Annotated in this window: 23 protein-coding genes and 2 tRNA genes; 19 read left to right on the top strand and 6 right to left on the bottom strand. The window is 46.2% G+C overall.

Annotated elements, in window-relative coordinates; all coding sequences use genetic code 11:
* Window positions 1-253: 253 nt before the first annotated feature.
* Window positions 254-1,561: a chromosomal replication initiator protein DnaA gene (dnaA, locus tag D5270_RS14675; RefSeq protein WP_166544791.1), complete on the bottom strand. Its 1,308-nt coding sequence runs from the start codon at window positions 1,559-1,561 to the stop codon at window positions 254-256.
* 218 nt (window positions 1,562-1,779) lie between these two features.
* Here dnaA and D5270_RS14670 point away from each other — a divergent pair, with 218 nt between their 5' ends.
* The 16 genes from D5270_RS14670 (at window position 1,780) to D5270_RS14590 (ending at window position 15,183) form a co-directional block, all read left to right on the top strand.
* The gene (locus D5270_RS14670) at window positions 1,780-2,757 is read left to right on the top strand and encodes a hypothetical protein (protein ID WP_166544790.1); all 978 of its coding nucleotides are present in this window, start codon (window positions 1,780-1,782) and stop codon (window positions 2,755-2,757) included.
* Window positions 2,758-2,767: 10 nt separating this feature from the next.
* Window positions 2,768-3,067 (top strand): PadR family transcriptional regulator, encoded by a 300-nt coding sequence (locus D5270_RS14665; RefSeq protein WP_166544789.1) that lies wholly within the window; start codon window positions 2,768-2,770, stop codon window positions 3,065-3,067.
* Window positions 3,068-3,305: 238 nt separating this feature from the next.
* Window positions 3,306-3,440 (top strand): 50S ribosomal protein L34, encoded by a 135-nt coding sequence (gene rpmH, locus D5270_RS14660; RefSeq protein ID WP_022336127.1) that lies wholly within the window; start codon window positions 3,306-3,308, stop codon window positions 3,438-3,440.
* 102 nt (window positions 3,441-3,542) lie between these two features.
* On the top strand, window positions 3,543-3,938 hold the full coding sequence (gene rnpA / locus D5270_RS14655) for a ribonuclease P protein component (RefSeq protein WP_330587541.1): 396 nt from the start codon (window positions 3,543-3,545) through the stop codon (window positions 3,936-3,938).
* A complete protein-coding gene (gene yidD, locus D5270_RS14650; RefSeq protein WP_166544812.1) occupies window positions 3,938-4,168 on the top strand; it encodes a membrane protein insertion efficiency factor YidD in 231 nt (76 codons plus the stop codon). The genes rnpA and yidD overlap by 1 nt, the downstream gene beginning before the upstream one ends.
* Window positions 4,169-4,245: 77 nt before the next feature.
* The gene (locus D5270_RS14645) at window positions 4,246-5,307 is read left to right on the top strand and encodes a YidC/Oxa1 family membrane protein insertase (RefSeq protein WP_207709404.1); all 1,062 of its coding nucleotides are present in this window, start codon (window positions 4,246-4,248) and stop codon (window positions 5,305-5,307) included.
* A 26-nt stretch (window positions 5,308-5,333) separates the two neighbouring features.
* Window positions 5,334-6,293: an RNA-binding cell elongation regulator Jag/EloR gene (gene jag / locus D5270_RS16945; RefSeq protein ID WP_243150391.1), complete on the top strand. Its 960-nt coding sequence runs from the start codon at window positions 5,334-5,336 to the stop codon at window positions 6,291-6,293.
* 56 nt (window positions 6,294-6,349) lie between these two features.
* Window positions 6,350-7,717 carry a tRNA uridine-5-carboxymethylaminomethyl(34) synthesis GTPase MnmE gene (mnmE, locus tag D5270_RS14630; protein ID WP_330587540.1) on the top strand — a complete coding sequence of 456 codons (1,368 nt, stop codon included), beginning with the start codon at window positions 6,350-6,352 and terminating at the stop codon, window positions 7,715-7,717.
* 11 nt (window positions 7,718-7,728) lie between these two features.
* Window positions 7,729-9,603 (top strand): tRNA uridine-5-carboxymethylaminomethyl(34) synthesis enzyme MnmG, encoded by a 1,875-nt coding sequence (gene mnmG / locus D5270_RS14625; protein ID WP_166544787.1) that lies wholly within the window; start codon window positions 7,729-7,731, stop codon window positions 9,601-9,603.
* 4 nt (window positions 9,604-9,607) lie between these two features.
* Window positions 9,608-10,321 carry a 16S rRNA (guanine(527)-N(7))-methyltransferase RsmG gene (rsmG, locus tag D5270_RS14620; protein WP_166544786.1) on the top strand — a complete coding sequence of 238 codons (714 nt, stop codon included), beginning with the start codon at window positions 9,608-9,610 and terminating at the stop codon, window positions 10,319-10,321.
* 26 nt (window positions 10,322-10,347) lie between these two features.
* A complete protein-coding gene (locus D5270_RS14615) occupies window positions 10,348-10,785 on the top strand; it encodes a GNAT family N-acetyltransferase (protein ID WP_166544785.1) in 438 nt (145 codons plus the stop codon).
* Between the two features lie 79 nt (window positions 10,786-10,864).
* Entirely contained in the window at window positions 10,865-11,665 is an 801-nt protein-coding gene (locus D5270_RS14610; RefSeq protein WP_166544784.1) for a ParB/RepB/Spo0J family partition protein, read from the top strand.
* Window positions 11,666-11,893: 228 nt separating this feature from the next.
* Window positions 11,894-12,658 carry a ParA family protein gene (locus D5270_RS14605; protein ID WP_166544783.1) on the top strand — a complete coding sequence of 255 codons (765 nt, stop codon included), beginning with the start codon at window positions 11,894-11,896 and terminating at the stop codon, window positions 12,656-12,658.
* Between the two features lie 3 nt (window positions 12,659-12,661).
* A complete protein-coding gene (locus tag D5270_RS14600) occupies window positions 12,662-13,543 on the top strand; it encodes a ParB/RepB/Spo0J family partition protein (protein ID WP_166544782.1) in 882 nt (293 codons plus the stop codon).
* A 2-nt stretch (window positions 13,544-13,545) separates the two neighbouring features.
* On the top strand, window positions 13,546-14,823 hold the full coding sequence (gene serS, locus D5270_RS14595) for a serine--tRNA ligase (protein ID WP_166544781.1): 1,278 nt from the start codon (window positions 13,546-13,548) through the stop codon (window positions 14,821-14,823).
* A gap of 12 nt (window positions 14,824-14,835) precedes the next feature.
* Entirely contained in the window at window positions 14,836-15,183 is a 348-nt protein-coding gene (locus tag D5270_RS14590) for a hypothetical protein (protein ID WP_166544780.1), read from the top strand.
* A 48-nt stretch (window positions 15,184-15,231) separates the two neighbouring features.
* Here D5270_RS14590 and D5270_RS14585 read toward each other — a convergent pair whose 3' ends face one another.
* The 4 genes from D5270_RS14585 to guaB form a co-directional block, all read right to left on the bottom strand.
* Window positions 15,232-15,735, bottom strand: a complete 504-nt coding sequence (locus D5270_RS14585) for a hypothetical protein (protein WP_166544779.1) — start codon at window positions 15,733-15,735, stop codon at window positions 15,232-15,234.
* Between the two features lie 115 nt (window positions 15,736-15,850).
* Window positions 15,851-15,925 (bottom strand) — tRNA-Glu (locus D5270_RS14580).
* Between the two features lie 3 nt (window positions 15,926-15,928).
* Window positions 15,929-16,005: transfer RNA gene (locus tag D5270_RS14575), tRNA-Met, on the bottom strand.
* An 88-nt stretch (window positions 16,006-16,093) separates the two neighbouring features.
* On the bottom strand, window positions 16,094-17,572 hold the full coding sequence (gene guaB / locus D5270_RS14570) for an IMP dehydrogenase (RefSeq protein ID WP_166544778.1): 1,479 nt from the start codon (window positions 17,570-17,572) through the stop codon (window positions 16,094-16,096).
* 225 nt (window positions 17,573-17,797) lie between these two features.
* On the opposite strand from guaB, the gene D5270_RS16940 reads away from it, so the two are divergent.
* The 3 genes from D5270_RS16940 to D5270_RS14555 all read left to right on the top strand — a co-directional run bounded on the left by D5270_RS16940 (window position 17,798) and on the right by D5270_RS14555 (window position 20,533).
* A complete protein-coding gene (locus D5270_RS16940; protein ID WP_243150390.1) occupies window positions 17,798-18,070 on the top strand; it encodes a zeta toxin family protein in 273 nt (90 codons plus the stop codon).
* A gap of 302 nt (window positions 18,071-18,372) precedes the next feature.
* A complete protein-coding gene (locus D5270_RS14560) occupies window positions 18,373-19,578 on the top strand; it encodes an MFS transporter (RefSeq protein ID WP_166544777.1) in 1,206 nt (401 codons plus the stop codon).
* Window positions 19,579-19,648: 70 nt separating this feature from the next.
* Window positions 19,649-20,533: an AraC family transcriptional regulator gene (locus D5270_RS14555; RefSeq protein WP_166544776.1), complete on the top strand. Its 885-nt coding sequence runs from the start codon at window positions 19,649-19,651 to the stop codon at window positions 20,531-20,533.
* Between the two features lie 48 nt (window positions 20,534-20,581).
* On the opposite strand, the gene sleB is transcribed toward D5270_RS14555, so the two are convergent.
* A complete protein-coding gene (gene sleB, locus D5270_RS14550; protein WP_243150389.1) occupies window positions 20,582-21,214 on the bottom strand; it encodes a spore cortex-lytic enzyme in 633 nt (210 codons plus the stop codon).
* Window positions 21,215-21,487: the final 273 nt, after the last annotated feature.

The raw sequence follows: 21,487 nt of genomic DNA, 5'->3' as shown, positions 1-21,487 counted from the left end.
TTGGATCTCCTCTCTATATAAATCATTGTTTTTATTCTTTATTGATTTAGAAGTAGTAATAGGGGCTGTTAAAACTGTGGATAATTTCGGAAGCCCTTATAAAATATGGGTTTTTGAGGATTTTTTATTTCACGCTTACCTGTGAAATAATTTTTGAAAAGTTGAATATGTTAAATCGATTTCAACAGGCTGTTTAATGTGTGTTAGTGGAATGTTAGGGAAAAGTTGAAAATACTGTGGTGAAATTACGGCCTCAGCGGTCACGGATATTTTTTATTATATCGTTTACCGTGTCCCTTGTGTGCGATTCGCGTTCCAGCCGTTCCTCCATCTGACGCAGGGCGTATACAACTGTGGAGTGGTCCCTGCCGCCGAAGGTCTGGCCTATCTCCACCATAGGCATCTGGGTTATCTCCCTTACAACATACATAGCAACCTGGCGTGACTTTGAAACCGCAGCATTGCGTTTTTGGGAGCAGATGTCCTCTGGCGTCACCTGATAGGTCCTTGCGACCTCTTCAATTATCTTTTCTACAGTTACAGGCGTCGGCTGAGAGTTGTTGATGATATCACTTATAGCCGTCTGAGCGGTGGCAATGTTTACAGGGCGGTTTTCAAGCAGGTGGAATGCACGCAGCTTTTTTACTGCCCCCTCCAGTTGGCGAATATTATTTTTCAGCTTGTTTGCCATGTATTCGCAGACGTTCTCCGGAATATCAAAGTCGAAGCTTTCGGCTTTCCTGCGGATTATTGCTACCCGGGTCTCAAACTCAGGGGCTTGGACGTCGGCAGTAAGGCCCCACTCGAAGCGGGTTTTTAGCCTGTCCTCTAAAGTGGCTATATCCTTTGGGGGACGGTCCGAGGTTAGAACTATCTGCTTTTTGGCCTCGTATAGGGTATTGAAGGTATGAAAAAATTCTTCCTGAGTAGATGTTTTGCCGCCAATAAACTGGATATCGTCCATAAGGAGCAGGTCGGCATTGCGGTATTTTGCCCGGAGAGCCGGGGTAGTTCCGCGGGCAATAGCGTCTATTACTTCATTTGTAAAATCTTCACTTTTTACGTATACCACAGTGCGGTCAGGGAAATTGTTCTTAAACTCTCTGGATACAGCTGAGAGCAGGTGTGTCTTGCCAAGCCCGGAGTTGCCGTAGATAAACAGCGGGTTATACAGCAGAGCCGGCTTGCTGGCAACAGCCTGGCAGGCTGCATGGGCGAAGCGGTTTGAGGGCCCGACAACAAAAGTGTCGAAGGTGAGCTCGTAACCCTCGTCCTGATTTGAGTCCTTCTCCAAAACCCGGTCCGGCTCTTCGGTAACTACAAGCTCAAAACCTATATTGCCGCCGAATACATTCTGCAGCGCGCGGCTTAGAAGGTCGCTGTAGCAGCGGAGTAAGGTTTGTTTATGAAAATCATTTGGGGCCTCTATTATGGCCACACCCTTTTCAAAGTCCATGGACACCGGTTTAAGACGTCCAAACCATGTTTTATACGCCACATCCGTTATCTGTGAACGGCAGAACTCACAGATTATCTCCCATGCCTGATTAAAAGAATCCAAGAAAAATACCCTCCAATTTTCACGTTCAGGCAGGAATCTCTACTGCCTGTCCCCAGTATAAAAATGTTTTACCTAGATAGTATAGCATACCTGGAGCTATTTTTCAAATATTTTTCAACATTCCTCTTGACTTTTCCACCTAAACAGACTATTATATTTTTGACAGTAATATTTTTAGCAGTAGCTGTTTGAAACTATAAAATCAGGAGGGATACAATATGAAGCGTTTGGGTTACTTTAAGAAGCTATCACTTGCGGCGAGATGGTTTTTGCCACAGGATGAGGCTGAAAGCGTTGTGGATGATTATAGAGATATTCTTAGGGAAATTGGTGGGCAAGAGGAAGCAGTGAAGCGCTTTGGGCCGCCTTGGAAGCCGGTGATAGAGCTTTCGGATAGGAGAAAAGTTCTCAGGTGGCATTCATTTCTTGCTCTATTGATTTTTTGTGCTCTTGTGCCAGTTATTGACATAATTTTAGAGGGTACAGGCTTTTATTTTTCCAATTCGGCTGGAGATTTGCTGCTATGCGGTATTGTGTATCTGTTTGGGCTGGATGTTATTTTGGGTGGATTAAACAGTAAAGTAATCACCTGGGTTTCTGTTGTGGTGCTTACTTTAGCGGGAATATTCCTTTTTATGCTGCACCCACTTGAGCTGATTAGTAATTTGCTTGCCCCGTTAAAGCGAGCTGTTTTTGGAAGAGACTTTCCCATTTGCTTTCAGATAGAATATTTTATCATTACTGGTGCTGTTATTTCTATGGTGTATTTGGGTTTTGGAGGTAATAAGCGGAGGAAGCATATTAAGAAATCATTGATTTTAGGTTTTGCTGTAGTGCTTTTTGTTATAGCGTGTGTGTATGGCTTTGTTATGTACTGCTTTTATGTGGATTTCAGCCTTATGATGCATTTTGAAATTATAACTGCCTGTGAGATTGCAGCGGTACTGCTGTTTATTGGAGCTTTATTGAGTGTTATAATGGCGAAAATGTTTGATTATCGTTGGCGGGCGGTATATATCCTGTGTATTATGGGAATTGTGATTTGCTTTGAGACACATAATCTTTGGTGGAATATGAATCCGTCAATTTATAATGAGTATGGTATGCCAACAACCATGTGGGTCAAGGAGGTGACTACTTTCTTTACCTGGGACTTGGGATATGGCTTAGTGCTTGCCGCTATTAGTTTGCTGTGAGGGTGGGACCATGCTTAAAAAGGATTTGATAAAGTTATCTATGCTCCACCTTTTGACGGTAAATGACAGATACGGCTATGAGGTACTCTCCGTTCTGCACAGGATTTTCACGGATACCCAGGAGAGTGCCATCTATGCCCTGCTTAGGGAGCTTTGCCGTGATAAGTATACTGAGAGCTATATGGGAGAAACTTCTGGCGGGCCGGCAAGAAAGTATTATCGGATAACGGAGTCCGGCAGAGAAAAATACAATCAACTTGCTGAGCAGTGGAGAATGATTAAAAAATTTCTAGATGAACTTGGAATATAGTTATTATATTATTAAATTACAAATATTAATATTTTGTATATTTGCACACTGAGACTGAAATTTAGCAGTTACTATTTTTTGTATACCAAAATAAATTGTGGTTAAGTGAGTTCATTTTACTATATTTTGGATTTTTTGGCTCTGCATAAAATCCTTGAAAATTTTATGTTGACATATGGGGGGCATTTGGGTTATAATTTGAAAATGCAAGGGTTAAGCCCGAAAGGAGGGACTTTTTATGCTGAGAACGTATCAGCCCAAGAAGCTCCATAGAAAGAAGGAGCACGGCTTCCGTAAGAGGATGTCTGACAGGAACGGACGCAAGGTTCTTGCACGCCGCCGGGCAAAGGGCAGGGCGCGTCTTACCTATTGATTGACTGCGCTTTCTGTTTGCGCGGAAACGGGCGCAAGGTACTTTGCATGTGGCCGGGCAGATGAAGCGTTATACCGTACCGGCGCTTAAAGGTCACCTAGCGTGGCCTTTATTTGTTGTACCCTGCTTTTAGTGATAGGGGGCGCTGATGTGGGATTGTTCGTTTCACTTTGCAAAAACCATGAATTCAGGCGGGTTTACGCCAGGGGAAGGAGCTATGTTTCCCCTGTAGTGGTGTCGTATGTTATGAAGAACAGGTGCCGTACTCTGCGGGTGGGTATAACTACCAGCAAGAAAATAGGTGGCGCTGTACAGCGTAACAGGGCGCGCCGGGTTATACGTGAGGCGTTTAGGGAGATATCGGCTGAAGTGAGGCCTGGATATGATATAGTTTTTGTTGCCAGAGGCCGCACACCATTTGTGAAAAGTACGGAGATTTGCCGTCAGATGAGGCAGCAGATGAAGGAAGCTGGTATTTTTGTCGGGGAACAAAGTTGATGAAGTATCTCTTAATAAAGCTTATAAAGTTTTATAGAAGATGTATTTCTCCATTAACTCCTCCTTCCTGTAAGTATATACCTACTTGCTCCCAGTACGGTATCGAAGCTATTGAACGGTTTGGGGCCATAAAAGGTGGTATGTTAACCTTGTGGCGGTTTCTTAGGTGCAATCCCTGGAGCAGGGGCGGGTATGACCCGGTACCGGAGAAGAAAAGGAAGGGTCATTGACAGGCTCTGGATGGAATTTCAAAATTTGACTGGCGCGGAATTTTTCTTCCGGGCAAAGGGGAGATACGGACCTTATCATGGCTATTTTTAATTTTTTTGGCAGTTTATTGGGTTATTTACTTTGGGCGCTTTACACGGTTTTTAGAAATTATGGCGTAGCAATAATTCTGTTTACGGTTATTTTAAAAGTTGTAATGTTCCCGCTATCAGTAAAGCAGCAGAAGAGTATGTCTGCACAGACAAAGTTGGCGGATAAACAGAAAGAGCTGCAGCAGCGCTATGCCAATAACCAGCAAAAGTATAATGATGAGCTGATGAAGCTCTATGAAAAAGAGGGCGTGAATCCGGGCACTGGATGTCTGATGACTCTGCTTCCGTTCCCAATAATGCTTGGAATTTTCTATAGTGTTATTATGCCTCTGTCAAACACACTTCATATTGCAAGTGATACTATCGCTCAGGCCACTGATTATATTTCCAGAATACCTGGAGTGGCTTCGGCAAGCGGTCTTGGTCTATATCAGGAGTTGCAGATAATCAAGCATTTTGATGTACTCAGGCCAAACCTGACAATGTTTTCTGCTAATGATATTGATAAGATAGAATTTTTCTCTAAAGGTTTCCGGTTTTTGGGGCTTGACCTGCTTGCCTCTCCTCAGGGCTCCAGCTTTATGACATTTTTATGGATAATCCCAGTGCTCTCATTGGTGTTCAGTTTTGGGACACAGTTTTATACCACTAAGTCCATGGGAAATGGTACACAGACCGGATGTATGAAGGCTATGGTGTATGTCTTTCCGCTTATCAGCGTATACTGGGCGTTTATTATGCCTGCGGCTGTGGGTATGTACAATATAGTTTCTATTCTTGCCAGTTTCTTGCAGACTTTGATAATGAATAAGCATTTCAGTGCAGAGCAGCTTGCTGTCAGAAAAGAAGCCAGCAGGGCTGTGGCAATTGAGATTGCTGAGGGCAGCCTGCGTCCTTTACCGGCGACTCAGCAGAAGTTGATAGCAGACAAGCTGGTGACTGCTGATAAGCAGGAACAGGAGCAGGAAGAGGTAAAGCACAAGCAAAAGAAAAAGAAATCCGGCTCGGGCTCCGGTGATACTGCCAGCTATCTGGGTAGCAAAAAGTGACATTTCTGTGAGTGGAGGTTATACGAATGATTAAGGAAGCTATTGCAACCGGTGAAAATGTTGAGGTTGCTTTTGCTAATGCCTGCAGGCAGCTGGGCGTTGAGACTGTTGACGCCAGCTGTGATGTGTTGGAGTTGCCGCAAAAGAAGACATTAGGTCTTTTTGGCGGGCGTCCGGCTAAAGTACGTGCATACATTGAGGTACCTGATGAGATAAAGCCGGAGCTGGTAAAGCCTGTGCAGGATGTTACTCCTGTAGAGAAGAAAGAGTCTGTTCCTATCAAGAAGCCTGTTGAGGAGAATGAGCTTAAACCTAAAGTTCCAGTTGACCCTAACCGTGACCCTGTTAAAGAGGCTGCGGAGTACGTTAAGGCTATACTTGGGCATATGGGACTGACAAGTGCTAATGTTGATATACAGCCTAATGAATCGGGTGCGGCTTTGGTGCTTAGTGGTGATGATGTTGGCTTTGTAATTGGGCATCGCGGCGAGACACTTGACGCGTTGCAGTACCTGGCCTCATTAGTTGCTAATCATACAGAAGGGGCGTATTTTAGATTAACTTTGGATGTGGGTAACTATAGGGAAAAGCGTAAGGAGACTCTTGAGGCTCTTGGCAGCAAAATGGCAGCTAGAGCTGTGAAAACCGGAAGGAATGCCTCTTTAGAACCTATGAATCCATATGAGCGAAGAATAATCCATACTGCCGTTCAGGAAGTAGAGGGCGCAAAGTCTTGGAGTGAGGGCGCAGACCAGGCAAGGCATGTGGTAATTGGGCCAGAGGGCGGAGAGCGCTATCAGTCCAGAGGTAATAACCGCCGTGGTCGTGGCTATAATGGTAATAAAGGCGGCTATGACCGTGACCGTAAAAATGGCGGCAGGTCTCAGAAGGGTCAGCATCGTAATAATGTTGCTCCTCGAGCTGAAGTGCCTAAAGCTGATGACCCTGGAGCACCAATTTACGGAAAGATTGAAGTAAAAAAATAGCAGAGGGCGGGGCGGCGGATGCTGTCCCGCTTTTTGAATATTGGAGGTTATTTATTGTGGGTACTACAATTGCTGCAATTTCTACTGGGCAGGCGCCAGGTGGTATTGGGGTTATACGGGTATCTGGACCTGAGGCGTTTCAGGTATGTGACAGGATATTTCGCTCTAAATTCTCCAAACGTATAACAGAGATGTCCGGCTATACAGCGGCTTTGGGTGAGATTTATCAAAATGGAGATGTTAAGCTTGATGACTGTGTGGCCCTGGTATTTCGAGGGCCCAAGAGTTATACCGGTGAGGATGTGGTAGAGCTTTCATGTCATGGTGGCTTGTATGTGACCAGACAAGTGCTGGCTGAAGTGCTAAAAAATGGTGCGGTACCTGCTGAGCCGGGGGAGTTCACGCGCCGTGCATTTATGAATGGAAAGCTTGACCTGGCTCAGGCTGAATCTGTTATGGAGATAATTAGTGCTGGGGGACGCCACGCTATGATGGCTGCACAGGCTGCAGAGTCTGGTGTATTGAGCAGGATTATTGTGGATATATGTAGTAAGTTAGAGGGTTTGGCGGCACATTTAGCTGCATGGGCGGATTTTCCGGATGAAGATGTGGACATTGTTGATATAGATGAAACGCAAGAATGTCTTCGCATATGTGGTAGTGAATTGACAAAGTTATTGGATGGATTTGAACGCGGTAAGATATTCAGGGAAGGTATTAAAACTGTTTTGGTGGGACGGCCTAATGTGGGAAAGTCCACTTTAATGAATCTTATTGTGGGACATGAGCGCTCGATAGTTACACCATATGCCGGGACTACACGTGATGTGGTTGAAGAGCAGGTATCTTTAGCCGGAGTACCGCTTTTACTTGCTGATACAGCAGGATTGCGAGAGACAAATGACCCGATAGAAAAAATTGGGGTTGAATCAACAAAGAAACAGCTAAAAAGTGCAGAGTTGGTTATAGTTGTATTTGATTGTTCGGAAAAGTTGAGTGAGGAAGATATTAAACTAATTGAACTTGTCCGTGGGCTGCCTGCTATTGCGGTAATAAATAAATGTGACCTAAATGGCGAGATAAATCTTGATTATATTAAAGATAATTTCAAATATTGTGTTACTGCTTCTGCTGTAAAGAATGAAGGCCTTGATGAACTTGAATGTGCATTTTCTAAATTAATTGGAATTGAAAATTTTGATACCGGACATGCGGAACTTTTCACGGAGAGGCAGAAATTTGCAGCGTCGTCTGCAAGGGATGCACTTGAACAGGGGATAGGGGTATTAAATATGGGGCTGACTTTGGATGCGTTAACTGTATGCGTTGAGGATGCATTGGCAGCACTCTATCGTCTGACAGGGCGTAAAGTATCCGATGAAATTATTGACCAGGTTTTTGAGAGATTCTGTGTAGGGAAATAGAGGAGATTTGTATGAACTATTTTGCAGGAGAGATAGATGTTGCTGTAATTGGCGCCGGGCACGCTGGAATTGAGGCGGGACTTGCAGCGGCACGTTTGGGATGCAGGACGGTTGTTTTTACCATTAACCTAGACGCGGTTGGAAATTGTCCGTGTAATCCAAGCATTGGTGGTACAGCTAAAGGACATTTAGTACGTGAGATAGACGCTTTAGGCGGTGAGATGGGCAGGACTGCGGATAAGTGTATGATACAAAGCCGTATGCTGAACTTAGGAAAGGGCCCGGCAGTACATTCTTTGCGTGCGCAGATAGACAGGAATCAATATGCTCGGGTGATGAAACATAAGCTTGAGTTATGTGAGAACCTTGAGCTCAGACAGGCAGAAGTCGTGGATTTGAAGCCTGTGGGTAATCGATGGGAAGTTATTACCAGACTTGGAGCGATTTATAATACCGGTGCAGTAATCTTATGCACCGGGACATTTTTAGGCGGCAAGGTATTTGTTGGGGAAGTGTCGTATGATAGTGGGCCAGATGGAATGTTTCCGGCGGCTTTTTTACCGAACCGGCTGAGGGAGTTTGGTATTTCTCTTAGAAGGTTTAAGACAGGTACTCCTGCTAGAGTTTTAAAATCTTCTGTTGACATATCTATCTTAGAGATTCAGCATGGTGATGACCCTGTTACGCCTTTTTCATATGATACAGATGTGCAACTTGCTAATAAGGATGTATGTTATATTAGCTGGACAAATGAAGAGACTCATAAGGTAATTAGAGACAATATCTGTCGTTCACCTCTTTATGCCGGAATGATTGAAGGGGTTGGCCCAAGATATTGTCTCAGTATCGAGGATAAAGTTATAAGGTTTCCTGATAAATCCAAACACCAGCTTTTTATTGAGCCGTGTGGGATTGATACTGAGGAGATGTATTTGCAGGGCATGAGTTCATCCCTGCCTGAGGAAGTGCAGGTGAAATTTTACAGAACTATACCAGGACTGGAAAATGTACAGATTATGCGCAGCGCATATGCTATAGAATATGACTGCTGTGACCCGTTGCAGCTGGACTCTACTCTTGAGTTTCGTGATTGGCCCGGATTGTATGGTGCGGGACAGTTTAATGGAAGCTCAGGTTATGAAGAGGCCGCCGCCCAAGGCTTGATTGCTGGTATAAATGCCGCAAGAAAGCTGAAAGGGAAGGAAAGGCTAATTCTTGACAGGGCTGGGTCATATATTGGAACTCTCATTGATGATTTGATTACAAAAGGAGTTACAGACCCATACCGTATGATGACTTCTAGGTCTGAGTATAGGCTAATACTTCGCCAGGATAATGCTGATGAACGTCTTACACCTATAGGTAGAGAGATTGGACTTATATCTGACTCACGCTGGAAAAAATTTGAGCGTAAGCAGGAGGCAAAGGCAATAGAGTTTAAGAGAGTGTGTGATACTGTGTTTTCTCCAAGTGATGCTTTGAATAAAATTCTTGTTTCACGTGGAACAACGCCGGTCAGCACAGGTGTGAGATTAAGTGAGCTTTTGAAGCGTCCGCAGATAACTTATGCCGATTTAACTGAAGTTGATATTGAACGTCCAAAATTAGGCCAGGCAGTATTTGAAAGTGTAGAGATACAACTGAAGTATGAGGGATATATTAAGCGACAGCTGGCAGATATTGAAGAAATGCGCAGAGTAGAATGTAAAATTATACCCAAAGATATTGACTACAACAGGATAAAGGGGATGAGACTTGAGGCGGTTGAAAAGCTTGAGAAAGTGAAACCAGAAAATCTTGGGCAGGCTGGGAGGGTTTCTGGCGTAAGTCCCGCAGATATATCGGTCTTGATGATTTGGCTAGCATCAATGGAGAGGGGGGATTGAAAACATGGAGGATATCAGGCAAAAGCTCATTTTGGAGTCAAAAAATTTGGGTATTAAAGTAACAGCTGAACAAGCGGCTAAGTTTCAGAAATACATGAAGCTACTTGTAGAATGGAATGAAAAGTTAAATCTGACAGCTATTACGGAGCCTGAGGAGATACTAGAAAAACATTTTTTAGACAGCTTAACAACGCTGTTAGCCTGTAAATTTAAAGATGGCGCTAAGGTTTTGGATGTTGGTACTGGATCAGGGTTTCCGGGAGTACCAATTAAAATTATGAGGCCTGATTTGCAGGTTACCCTGCTTGATGGCTCGAATAAGCGTCTTAACTTCCTTGGAGAACTATGTAGTGAACTCGGAGTAGAGTGTAGGCGTGTACATAAGCGTGCGGAGGAAGCCGGACTTGATAAGGCTATGCGTGAGAACTTTGATATTGTAACTGCCAGAGCTGTGGCGCAATTACGGATACTGTGCGAATATTGCCTGCCATTGGTGAAAATGAAAGGTTACTTTATTGCAATGAAAGGCCCAGGGGCAAATAAAGAACTTTTTGAAGCCAGAAATGCTCTGGATATACTTGGCGGGGATAAAGTGGACATTAAGCAGGTGCAGCTGCCAAATGCAGGGGAGCGAAACTTAATTGTGGTGCGCAAGCTTAGCTTTACACCTAAGGGATATCCGCGTCACGGTGGAACCATTACAAAGCACCCACTTTAACTGCTATAAAAGGAGGTTAATCTATTATGAATATTGAGATGAGAAAGGCACTTGTAGAAGATATACCAGGATTGGACAAAGTAATGCAGGTCATTAGCGACGGCCCGGGGGACCAGGATAAGATGGCGAGTTTGATTGAAAGAATAAGCCAGGATGAGCATAAGTATCTCTTGGTGGCTATAGATAAAGAAAGCGGTGAAATTTTAGGCAGTCTCTTTGGAATTGTATTTGAGGATATCTGCGGCGATTGCCGTCCTATCTTATTGGTAGAGAATGTGGCTGTTCTTGAAAAATTCCAGGGGCTTGGGATAGGAAAGTTGATGTTTAACGAAATAGAGCGCTGGGGAAAAGAGATGGACTGTCATTATGAGATGTTGGTTTCAGGAATGAACAGAGTGGGTGCTCATAAATTCTATGAGGCAATCGGATTTGAGCAGGTTAAAGGATTTAAGAAGTATCTGTAAATATTTTTCCCGCCGACAGAAAACAACAAACTATTTATATACCGTGTAGTAAAATATAGGCTGTAAGGGGGCAAGGCGGATGTTTACAAGAGACAAGCTGAAACTGACAAGATTACCAGTTATAAAAATCATGCCAAATCCCTCGCAGCCGAGAAAGATATTCCAGGAGGACGAGCTCCGCAGTCTTGCGCAAAGCATTACGGAGAACGGATTGCTTCAGCCGGTAACCGTACGTAAAGAAAACGGTGTATTTTATCTGATAGCAGGGGAGCGAAGGCTTAGAGCCTGCAAGCTGGCAGGGCTGAAGGAGATACCTGCAATTATATCAGACTGTGAGCCAGAGGATAGCGCTGTGCTGGCATTGTTGGAAAATGTACAACGCCGGGACCTTCATATGTTTGAGCAGGCAAACGCTATAGTAAATCTTCTGCGGGAATGGCAGATAACGCAAGAGGAAGCAGCCCGCCGGCTGGGTATGAGTCAGTCATATCTCGCAAATAAAGTGAGATTGTTAAAATTGAGCTCCGACGAGCAGAGTGAGATAATAAAGCATAAGCTCTCGGAGCGTCATGCTAGAGCACTGTTGCGGATAGATAATATTGAATTAAGACAAAAAGTGTTACAAACGGTGATTACTAGGGGACTGAATGTGGCAAATACTGAGGAACTGATAGCAGATTCTCTGAAGCCGCGGGAGCCCATACGTAAGGGCCGCAGGACATTTGTGGCAAAGGATATCAGGTTGTTTATCAATACCATAGACCATGCTGTGGATGCTATGAAGACGGCAGGCATCCAGGCCCAGACAGAAAAAAAGGAGACTGAAGAGTATATAGAGTGCGTAGTGCGCATTCCAAAACAAAACAGAGTACAAGTTTAACCCATTCCCTTATTCATTTCCCACAGCAGGAGGCTGGAGCGTAAAAGTTCCGGCCTCCTGCCTTTGTTTCATGTGAAACATTGGAGTATACGATAATAAGGCAAAAAGCTAACAGGATTTTAGAAAAAAAGCAGTTTTCTTTTGGAAAGCCATTTTATGCTAGAAAAGCGTTGATGTTTGTGTTATAATAAGCGTGTTAATATGAGAAGTGGATCGGAGCATAGTGAAATGGCTAAGACAATTGCAATTGCAAACCAAAAAGGCGGTGTAGGGAAGACTACAACTGCCGTAAATCTGGCTGCGGTTTTCGGAAGTATGGATGAGAGGGTGCTTCTGGTAGATGCCGACCCGCAGGGCAACGCTACCAGCGGATTGGGAGTAGATAAGCGCCAGTGTCCTCTGACAGTGTATGAAGTGATGATAGGAGGGGAGGGTGCAAAAGACGCTATCTGCCATACTCAGTATAAGAATTTGGATTTGCTGGCTGCCAGTATCGACATGGCCGGTGGGGAAATAGAGATGGCAGGAATGGATAAACGTGAAGAACGGATGAAGTCTCCGCTTCAAGAGGTCAAGGAAGATTATGACTACATCTTTATAGACTGTCCACCTTCCCTTGGGCTGATAACCACAAACTCACTAAATGCAGCAGATTCAATACTGATACCCATCCAGTGTGAATTCTATGCCCTGGAGGGACTAAGCCAGCTTATAAATACAGTCCGCAGGGTAAAACGCCAGTATAATGGCTTGCTTGAGCTGGAGGGTGTGCTGCTGACAATGTACGACGGACGCTTAAATTTAACCCAACAGGTGGTGACAGAAGTAAAAAAATTCTTCCCGCGAAAGGTATACAGCACAGTAATTCCACGTGCTGTGAGGCTTTCAGAGGCTCCGGGCTTTGGTCAGCCAGTAGAGTATTATGACCACTACTCAAAGGGTGCCAGGGCGTACAGGGAGCTGGCAAGGGAAATACTCAAAAAGAAAGGATAAGGTATGAGCGCAAAGAAAGGTGGACTTGGGAGAGGCCTGGACGCTATATTCGCGGAGAATTCCAGTCTGGAAGGTGAAGGCACGGTGACCGTGCGTATTGATGATATAGAGCCAAACCGGGACCAGCCGCGAAAAGAATTTGACAGTTCAGCCCTTACGGAACTTGCGGAATCCATCGCTCAGCATGGAATACTGCAGCCGCTCCTATTGCGGCCGATGGTGACCGGGGGCTATCGGATAGTTGCCGGAGAGCGGCGCTGGCGGGCATCAAGAATGGCAGGGCTTCAGGAAGTACCGGCAGTAGTCCGTGAGATGACTGATGGGGAAGAGATGCTTTTTGCCCTTATTGAAAATCTCCAGCGGGAAGATTTGAGCCCTTTGGAGGAAGCTAAAGGCTATCAGCAGCTAATAGACGTACAGGGGATGACACAGGAGCAGGCGGCAGAAGCGGTGGGAAAATCTCGACCGGCAGTGGCAAATGCACTGAGGCTTTTAAATCTGCCTGAAGACATTCAAGCAATGGTAGAGCAAGGAGAACTCTCAGCAGGTCATGCACGTACACTATTGAGCTTTAAATCAGAAGAGGAGATGCGGCTGGCTGCGGAGAAGGCAAAGTCAGGTATCTCCGTACGTGAGCTGGAGGCCATAGCAAAAAAATCTGCCCAGGGAGAAAGTATTTTGACAACGCAGCCCATAGAGGTATCGCGCTCCGCTAAGCCCAGCCAGTTTTACGCCGAAACTCAGTTGGCTGTAAGCGACTATCTAGGCCGTAAAGTTAAGGTAGCGGGCACGAAGAAAAGGGGAACGCTTCAGATAGAGTTCTATGGAGAAGAAGACCTTCAAAATTTACTGAGAGACTTAAAATTACAGGATAAGGAGAGTTAAGCATGTTGGATATCAAATTAGTGAGGACAAATCCCGAGCTTGTAAAGGAGAATATCAAAAAGAAGTTCCAGGATGAAAAGCTAGTGTTAGTGGACGAGGTATTGGCTCTGGATGAGCAGTTCCGCGCCAGCAAGTCTAGGGGAGACGAGCTGAGGCAGCAGAGAAACACAGTCAGCAAGGAAATTGGAAGGCTGATGAAAGAGGGGAAAAAGGAGGAGGCAGAGGAAACAAAGAAAAGAGTATCGGCTATTGCTGAGGAACTGGAGGAGATGGAGCGCAGAGAATCGGAGATGACCGAGGAAATAAAAAAGCGCATGATGGTCATTCCAAATATTATTGACGATTCCGTGCCTATCGGCCGCGACGACAGCGAGAATGTAGAATTGGAGCGATTTGGTGAGCCGGTCATTCCAGACTTTGAGGTGCCATATCACACAGATATCATCGAGCGTTTGAACGGTATTGACCTTGATAGTGCACGCCGTACAAGCGGTAACGGATTTTACTATCTAATTGGAGATATCGCTCGCCTGCATGAGGCAATTTTGGCCTTTGCAAGGGATTTCATGATAAATAAGGGTTTTACCTATTGCATACCCCCATTCATGATTCGCAGTGATGTAGTTACAGGCGTTATGAGCTTTGCCGAAATGGAAAATATGATGTACAAGATAGAGGGGGAGGACCTGTACCTTATAGGCACCAGCGAGCACTCCATGATAGGCAAATACGCCGGACAGCTGCTCACTGAGGAACAGTTGCCGCAGACAATGACAAGCTATTCTCCCTGCTTCCGCAAAGAGGTCGGAGCACACGGCATAGAGGAGCGTGGAGTGTACCGAGTCCATCAATTCGAGAAACAGGAGATGATAGTAGTCTGTAAGCCAGAGGACAGCATGGATTGGTATAATAAGATGTGGCGGTATTCCGTGGAGTTCTTCCGGGCGCTGGATATTCCAGTTCGTGCTTTAGAGTGCTGTTCCGGTGACCTTGCGGACCTTAAGGTAAAATCCGTGGATGTTGAGGCCTGGTCCCCCAGGCAGAAGAAATATTTTGAAGTTTGCAGCTGCTCCAATATGGGTGACGCCCAGGCAAGGCGGCTGGGTATAAGGATCAAAAATGCCGAAGGGAATTATTTCCCGCATACCCTTAATAATACTGTCGTAGCTCCGCCGCGTATGCTGATAGCGTATCTTGAGAATAACCTGCAGGCTGATGGAAAGGTTAGGATACCTGAGGCCTTGAGAATGTATATGGGCGGCAAGGAAATTATCGGATAAGAGGAGAGAAATATGAAGCGCTCAACTACAGCCTGGCTAATAGGTACAGCGGCCATAATGTTCGGTATGCCTGGAGCGGCTAGATTTACGAATATGGACGCATTCATGGTGCTTATAGCTCTGGAGTTCTTTATCATAGGGCCGCTATGGGCTCTGGGGACTGGCATATTCGCGGGCTGGGACGCCAAGGCACGCTGGTGGCTGACGATAGCTAATCCGGTGCTGTTCATTGCGGGAGCGTGGATATTCCTGGAAATGTGGGAGCTGGACTTTCTGTTTTACGCCTTTTGTTATCTGATGGTAGGGGTGCTCGGTATGTTTATTACGGCGGTTATTCGAAGGAATAGAGCAGGACAATAAAAAAGAGCCATCCGAAGGATAATACCTCGGATGGCTTAGCTTTTTCTATCAGGGCTTGAAGCTGTTGAACAGGTCTAACACCTTGTCACTATGAGCCTTATTTACTTCGTCGCTGTCTGGGTCGGTGTATACCATCATATACTTGCCGTTCATAACTGCCGGGGCCTCGTTTCCCAGCACTGTGAAAGAGCCTTTTTCAGCGACCGAACCAACACATTCCTTGCCCTTCTCGTCAAGGTTATCCAGGTCAAACTCATAAAACTCAGCCTGCACCGTGCTGCCGTCATACTTAAAGCGGTAGCGACAGCCGTCTATGGCGCCGATTTCCTTATAGGACATATTGTCTTTCTCACCGGACACGGCCCTATTAGCCTCCATATACTTGCAGAGCCCGTCCAAGTTGTCGTCAAAGCCTGCAGCCTCCACCGGGGCCAAGTCTATTCCCGAGGAGACAGGCTCCAAAGTGTCCAGCTGCTCCATCTGCCCGCCGCAGGCCGACAGTGTCAGGGCCATTGCCGCCGCTCCAGCCAAAGCCAAAATTTTCCTTATCATAATATAATCACCACATGCCTTTCAGTAGGATATAAGAAAAACGTCGAAGCAAACCGCCCGACGCCATTTCTTAATCGTGCCTGCCAGGGTCTCGACTTTCCGAAACCCGCCGTTTTGGTGACCCGGACGAGAATCGAACTCGTGTTACCGCCGTGAAAGGGCGGTGTCTTAGCCGCTTGACCACCGGGCCATTTGGTAGCGGTAAATGGACTTGAACCATCGACACTTCGGGTATGAACCGAATGCTCTAGCCAGCTGAGCTATACCGCCATATATGCGTCCCGGATTCACGGGACGCTAATTATTATAATGGATAGAAGAGAGAATGTCAATACCTTTTTACGGAAAATCCGCGAAATTATACGTTAATAGAATAATTTGGGGCCTCTTTTGTGATTTGGATGTCATGCGGATGGCTTTCCTTCAGTCCCGCGCCAGTGATTCGCACAAACTGAGCCTTCTCATGGAGCTCTTCAATGGTACCGCAGCCGGTGTATCCCATACCAGAGCGTAGGCCGCCAAGCAACTGGAAGATAGTGTCCGCCAGAGGGCCCTTATAGGGCACGCGCCCCTCGACACCTTCGGGCACGAACTTTTTCTGCTCCCCTTGGAAATATCTGTCGCTGCTGCCTTTGCCCATAGCCCCAAGACTGCCCATGCCACGGTAGACCTTAAACTGCCTGCCCTGGTAAAGCTCATAGTCACCTGGGGCCTCCTTACATCCGGCCACCATAGAGCCCAGCATGACTGCGCTTGCCCCAGCCGCCAAGGCCTTGACAATGTCACCGCTGTACTTAATGCCTCCGTCCGCAATAACCGGTATACCGTGCTTGGCCGCCTCACAGGCCGCGTCAAATACCGCTGTTATCTGGGGTACTCCTATACCTGCTACAACACGTGTAGTACATATTGAGCCTGGCCCTATGCCGACCTTTACACAGTCAGCTCCAGCATCTATCAGTGCCTTGGCTCCCTCAGCTGTGGCGACATTACCGGCCACAACCTGTAAATCCGGGTAAGCCTTCTTGACCCTGCTGACGGCCTTAATGACGCCGTCATTATGCCCATGGGCAGAGTCCAGGGCCACCAGGTCTACCTGGGATTCAATAAGGGCAGCCACGCGGTCAAGAACATCCGCAGTAGCTCCGATAGCCGCGCCGCAAAGCAGGCGTCCGCTCTTATCCCTTGCAGAGTTAGGATACCGCACGGCCTTCTCAATATCCTTAATGGTAATAAGTCCCTTTAAGCGCATCTTATCATCTACAAGCGGCAGCTTCTCAATGCGATACCGGCGCAGAATTTCCTGGGCCTCCTTCAAAGTTGTACCTACCGGAGCAGTTACAAGATGGTCCTTAGTCATCACGTTCTTAACCGGCTGGTTAAAATCGTCACCCTCCATAAAGCGTAGGTCACGGTTAGTTATAATACCAACTAATACACCGTCTTCACAAATGGGAACGCCAGAAATCTTGAAGCGTCCCATTAGCTTTTCAGCCTCTATCACCAGGCTGTCGGGGGACAGGAAAAATGGATTTGCGATAACACCGTTCTCCGAGCGTTTCACGCGGTCGACCTGGTCGGCCTGACGCTCAATAGTCATATTCTTATGGATAATGCCAACGCCGCCCTCTCTGGCAATGGCTATTGCCATATCAGACTCCGTCACCGTATCCATAGCAGCAGTTAGGATAGGGGCGTTCAGCCGGATGGTCTTGGTCAGCTGGGTAGAGAAATCCGCTTCACTGGGCAGAACATGTGATTCGGCGGGAATCAGCAGTACGTCGTCAAAGGTAAGACCCTCTTTAGAAAACTTCCGTTGATAATCCATTTTCAGCATAGTCACACTCTCTTTCCTCAATAATTTTAACTTTATTTCCCAAATATATGAGGGATATTATTAATCGAAAATTATAGCACAAAGGCCGCAATTTTTCAAGTATGAGCCCTTCGAGGTAAAAGAAAAAGTAATTCACATTTTCTGTCGATATACGTCGATTATGCAGCTTGCTTTGTCTGTGTCCACCTGATATAATGTGGACACAAACATATGGGGAGGGACATCATGCCAAAGCTAATTATACTAAGAGGGAACTCAGGCAGCGGGAAGACAGTTGCCGCGGGAATGCTCCAGGAGAAGTTTGGGCCCAACACAATGCGCATATCTCATGATATGGTCCGTATGGAGATACTGCATGTCTGGAGCAAAGAGGGCATAGAGCGCTCGCTGCCGCTTATGATAGAGCTCATGAGATATGGGCACAAGAATTCGGAATTTACTGTCATGGAAGGCATACTGCCCTACTCGGCAATAAATCCCTATTTGATGCCGCTATAGAGGAGTATGGGAGAAAAAATATCTTTGCATACTATTACGATATCTCATTTGAGGAGACACTCCGTCGCCACCAGACAAAGCTGAATAAGGATGATTTCGGTGAAGAGGATATGCGCAGGTGGTGGCAGGAGAAGGACTATCTTGGCAATATAAAAGAGACGCTCATAGGGGAAGATGTGTCACTGGAAGGGGCTGTGGAAAAAATATACCGGGATGTATTTGCGGGAAACCCTTGACATCTATAATAAATGGGATATAATCAACCGTAGCTAGACCGTCTTTCTAAAAAGGAGCAGCAATAAATGAAAAAACTCTTTTCCCGCTTGAACACAAGCGGCAGGCAGGCAATAGTCCTGGTGGGTGTAAACGGATTTTTCTGGTTTGCCTGGGCCTTCGGGTGCTACCAGGCTGTGTACCTGCAGGGGGCGGGATTTTCCGCCTCGTCCATGGGTGTGGTAAATGCGCTGAGCTCAGTTGTAGGAATAGCGTCGGTATCCTTCTGGGGCATGGCAAGCGACAGGATTGGCTCTTTGCGTAAGGTGCTCATCACCGTGCTCATAGGGGGCTCGTTGATGTATGCGTTAATACCACTTGTACCGGTGAAATATCACGGCTCGTCCATACTTTTGATGTGCTACATACCGGCAGTATGCTTTTTCCGCTCGTCGATGTCCCCGTATGCCGAGAATATACTGGTGCGCAACTGCAACGAGTTACGACTGAATTTTGGCGTTCTGCGCAGCCTTGGCTCCTTCCTGTTTACTATTGGCAGCCTGATAATAGCTGCTTGGCTTCCCAGCCTTGGGGTACAGAATACCTTTTGGGTCACAGGGCTTTTCATGCTCATACCAATTACGATGACCTTCTTTGCCAGAGAACCGGCTGCAAAGGCTCCGGCTAAAAAAGGTGAAAAGGGTTCGATAAACTTGGGGGAATTGTTTAAAAATAAGGCGTATGTAGCGTTTTTGGGCTTCGGATTCATCTTTTATATAGCGGTGGCCTGTGAGGGCAACTTTCTGCCGTATTATATGGCAAGCATTGGCGTGGACTCAAAACAGTATGGGATAATCCTGGCGCTTCGCGCTACTATGGAAATACCCTTCCTGCTGCTTATGGTGCGGCTGAGGATAAAGTTTCCACTGCGTGTATTGATACTTGGCTCCGCGCTTTTAATGGGTATGGAATGTCTTGGACTGGGACTGCTTGCAAACTCCCTGCCCACAATGATGCTGTTCTGTATGCTGTTTGGCCTTGGCAACGGACTGTTCCTAGGGTCATCCCTAAACTATGTATATGAGCTGGCGCCCAGCCATCTAAAGGCCAGCGCCCAGGCATTTTTTACATCCATGTCATCAGTAGCGGGAATATTGGGAAATCTTGTGGGTGGCGCTGTTTTTGACGCTATTGGGGCCAAGACATTTTATGTTACAGTGTCCGTCCTGTTTGTTTTAAGTGCAGGAGTATTTCTCATGTCCTTTAAGAAGGGGGAAGCTTCAGGACAGAACTGAGCAGAAAAAGTCAGGATTTTTACCCCAAAAGGGATTATAATAAACTCAAATAGGCTGAAAGAGGTATAAAATGGAGTGGCTTACAAGCCTGCGCGGTGCCATCAACTATATGGAGGAACATCTGCTGGAGCCTGTGACACCAGCTGACATAGGGATGGCGGTGAACCTATCGCCGTTCTATTTGCAGAAGGGCTTTCAAATTATGACCGGCTACAGTCTGGGAGAGTACATACGCTGCCGCAGGCTGTATTTGGCAGCAATGGACCTGCTTGCCGGGGGTAATAAGATAATAGATGTGGCCTATAAATACTGCTATCAGACGCCGGAGAGTTTTGCAAAGGCATTCTCGCGCTTCCATGGCTTTCCGCCTTCACAGATAGAGAAGCAGAGAGGAAAGATAAAAATTTTTCTACCTCTAAAAATAAGCATAACTATAAAAGGGGGATATAATGTGGATTATGTAGTTGAAAAAATGGACAGCTTTAAGGTTATCGGTTTTGAGGAGAACATTCCCATGGACAGGGGCTACGAACTGTGTCCAAAAATGTGGGAAAGGCTGATGGAGCAGTATTTAACACCGCTTTGGCAGGGCAAGGAGCCAGGGACAGATATTGAAAGAGCGGTCGCGGAGAATGATATAGGAGTGTATGGAGTCTGCGTGGACAGCGGGGAGGATTCATTTACCTACATGGTAGCCGGACCATATAAAGGAGGGCAGGTACCGGATGGTCTGACGGTGCGGGAAATACCTGCTGCGCAATGGGCAAGGTTTCGCAGCCCAAGCGCAAACACAGATAGCCTGCAGGCACTGAATACCCAGATATTTCAGGAGTGGCTCCCGGGAAACAGGGAGTATGATTTAGCATATCCGGTCAATATTGAGTATTATTTGTGCACCGGGAATGGTATGGAGTACGAAATATGGCTGCCTGTAGCTGCCAAGGAAAAGGATTAATGATAAAGGCGGGATTCCTGTTTGGGTCCCGCCATAAAAGTTTTTATATCAAATCGCAAAATTATGCGCACCGATGACGGCTATAACCTGGCGGGACCAAATCCACTTATTTGTGGTCTTGGCTGGATTATAGTAATAGATAGCGCCTCCGGTGGGGTCAGAGCCGTTTATAGCTTCCCGGGCAGCCTGATAAGCAGAATCGGCGACAGGGGCGTTTATACCGCCGTCATACAGGCAGGAAAAGGCCCCCTCCTGATATATGACGCCCGAAAGGGTATTTGGAAAAGATGGATGGGCTATGCGATTCATTATCACTGCACCAACGGCTACCTGGCCCTGATATGGTTCACCACGGGATTCAGCAGATATTATCTTAGCAAGAAGCTGAACATCACTCTCAGAAAATCCACCGTAGCTTCCGCCGCCGGAGCCGCCGCCTCCAGTCAGGCCCAATGCTGCAAGTGTTTTGGGCCCGGCAATGCCGTCGTCGCTTAGGCCATAATCCCGCTGAAAACATATAATAGCATTTTTAGTGCGGGTTCCATATATGCCGTCTGCGGCCCCGGGGTCATAGCCCAGCTCCTGAAGGCGCTGCTGTATCTGAGTGACCTCACTGCCGGTGGAGCCATACTTTGAAAGGGCATGGGCGCCCCCGCTGTTGAGCAGCATAGCTATTATCATTAGGTTGACAAGTATAATCAGTCCTACCCGCCAAACAAAAATCAAAAATTTTTTCTTCTCAATTTTCATGGGAACACACCCCTTTACAAATAATTCTATGATGGACAAGCAAAAGTATGCCTGGGAATTACAAGAAAGTCATACCATATATTGGAAAAATGAGGCGAATAAAATCTAGATATAGAAAGTCGAAAAAAATCGAAAAAAATTTGAAAAAAGGTGTTGACAAAAGGGGATGAGTGTGGTAAGATAGTCAAGCGCTCGAGAGAGCGG

The organism is Acutalibacter sp. 1XD8-36 (assembly GCF_009917525.1).
Lineage (GTDB): Bacteria > Bacillota > Clostridia > Oscillospirales > Acutalibacteraceae > Acutalibacter.
This window is presented reverse-complemented; position numbering and strand designations above follow the sequence as displayed.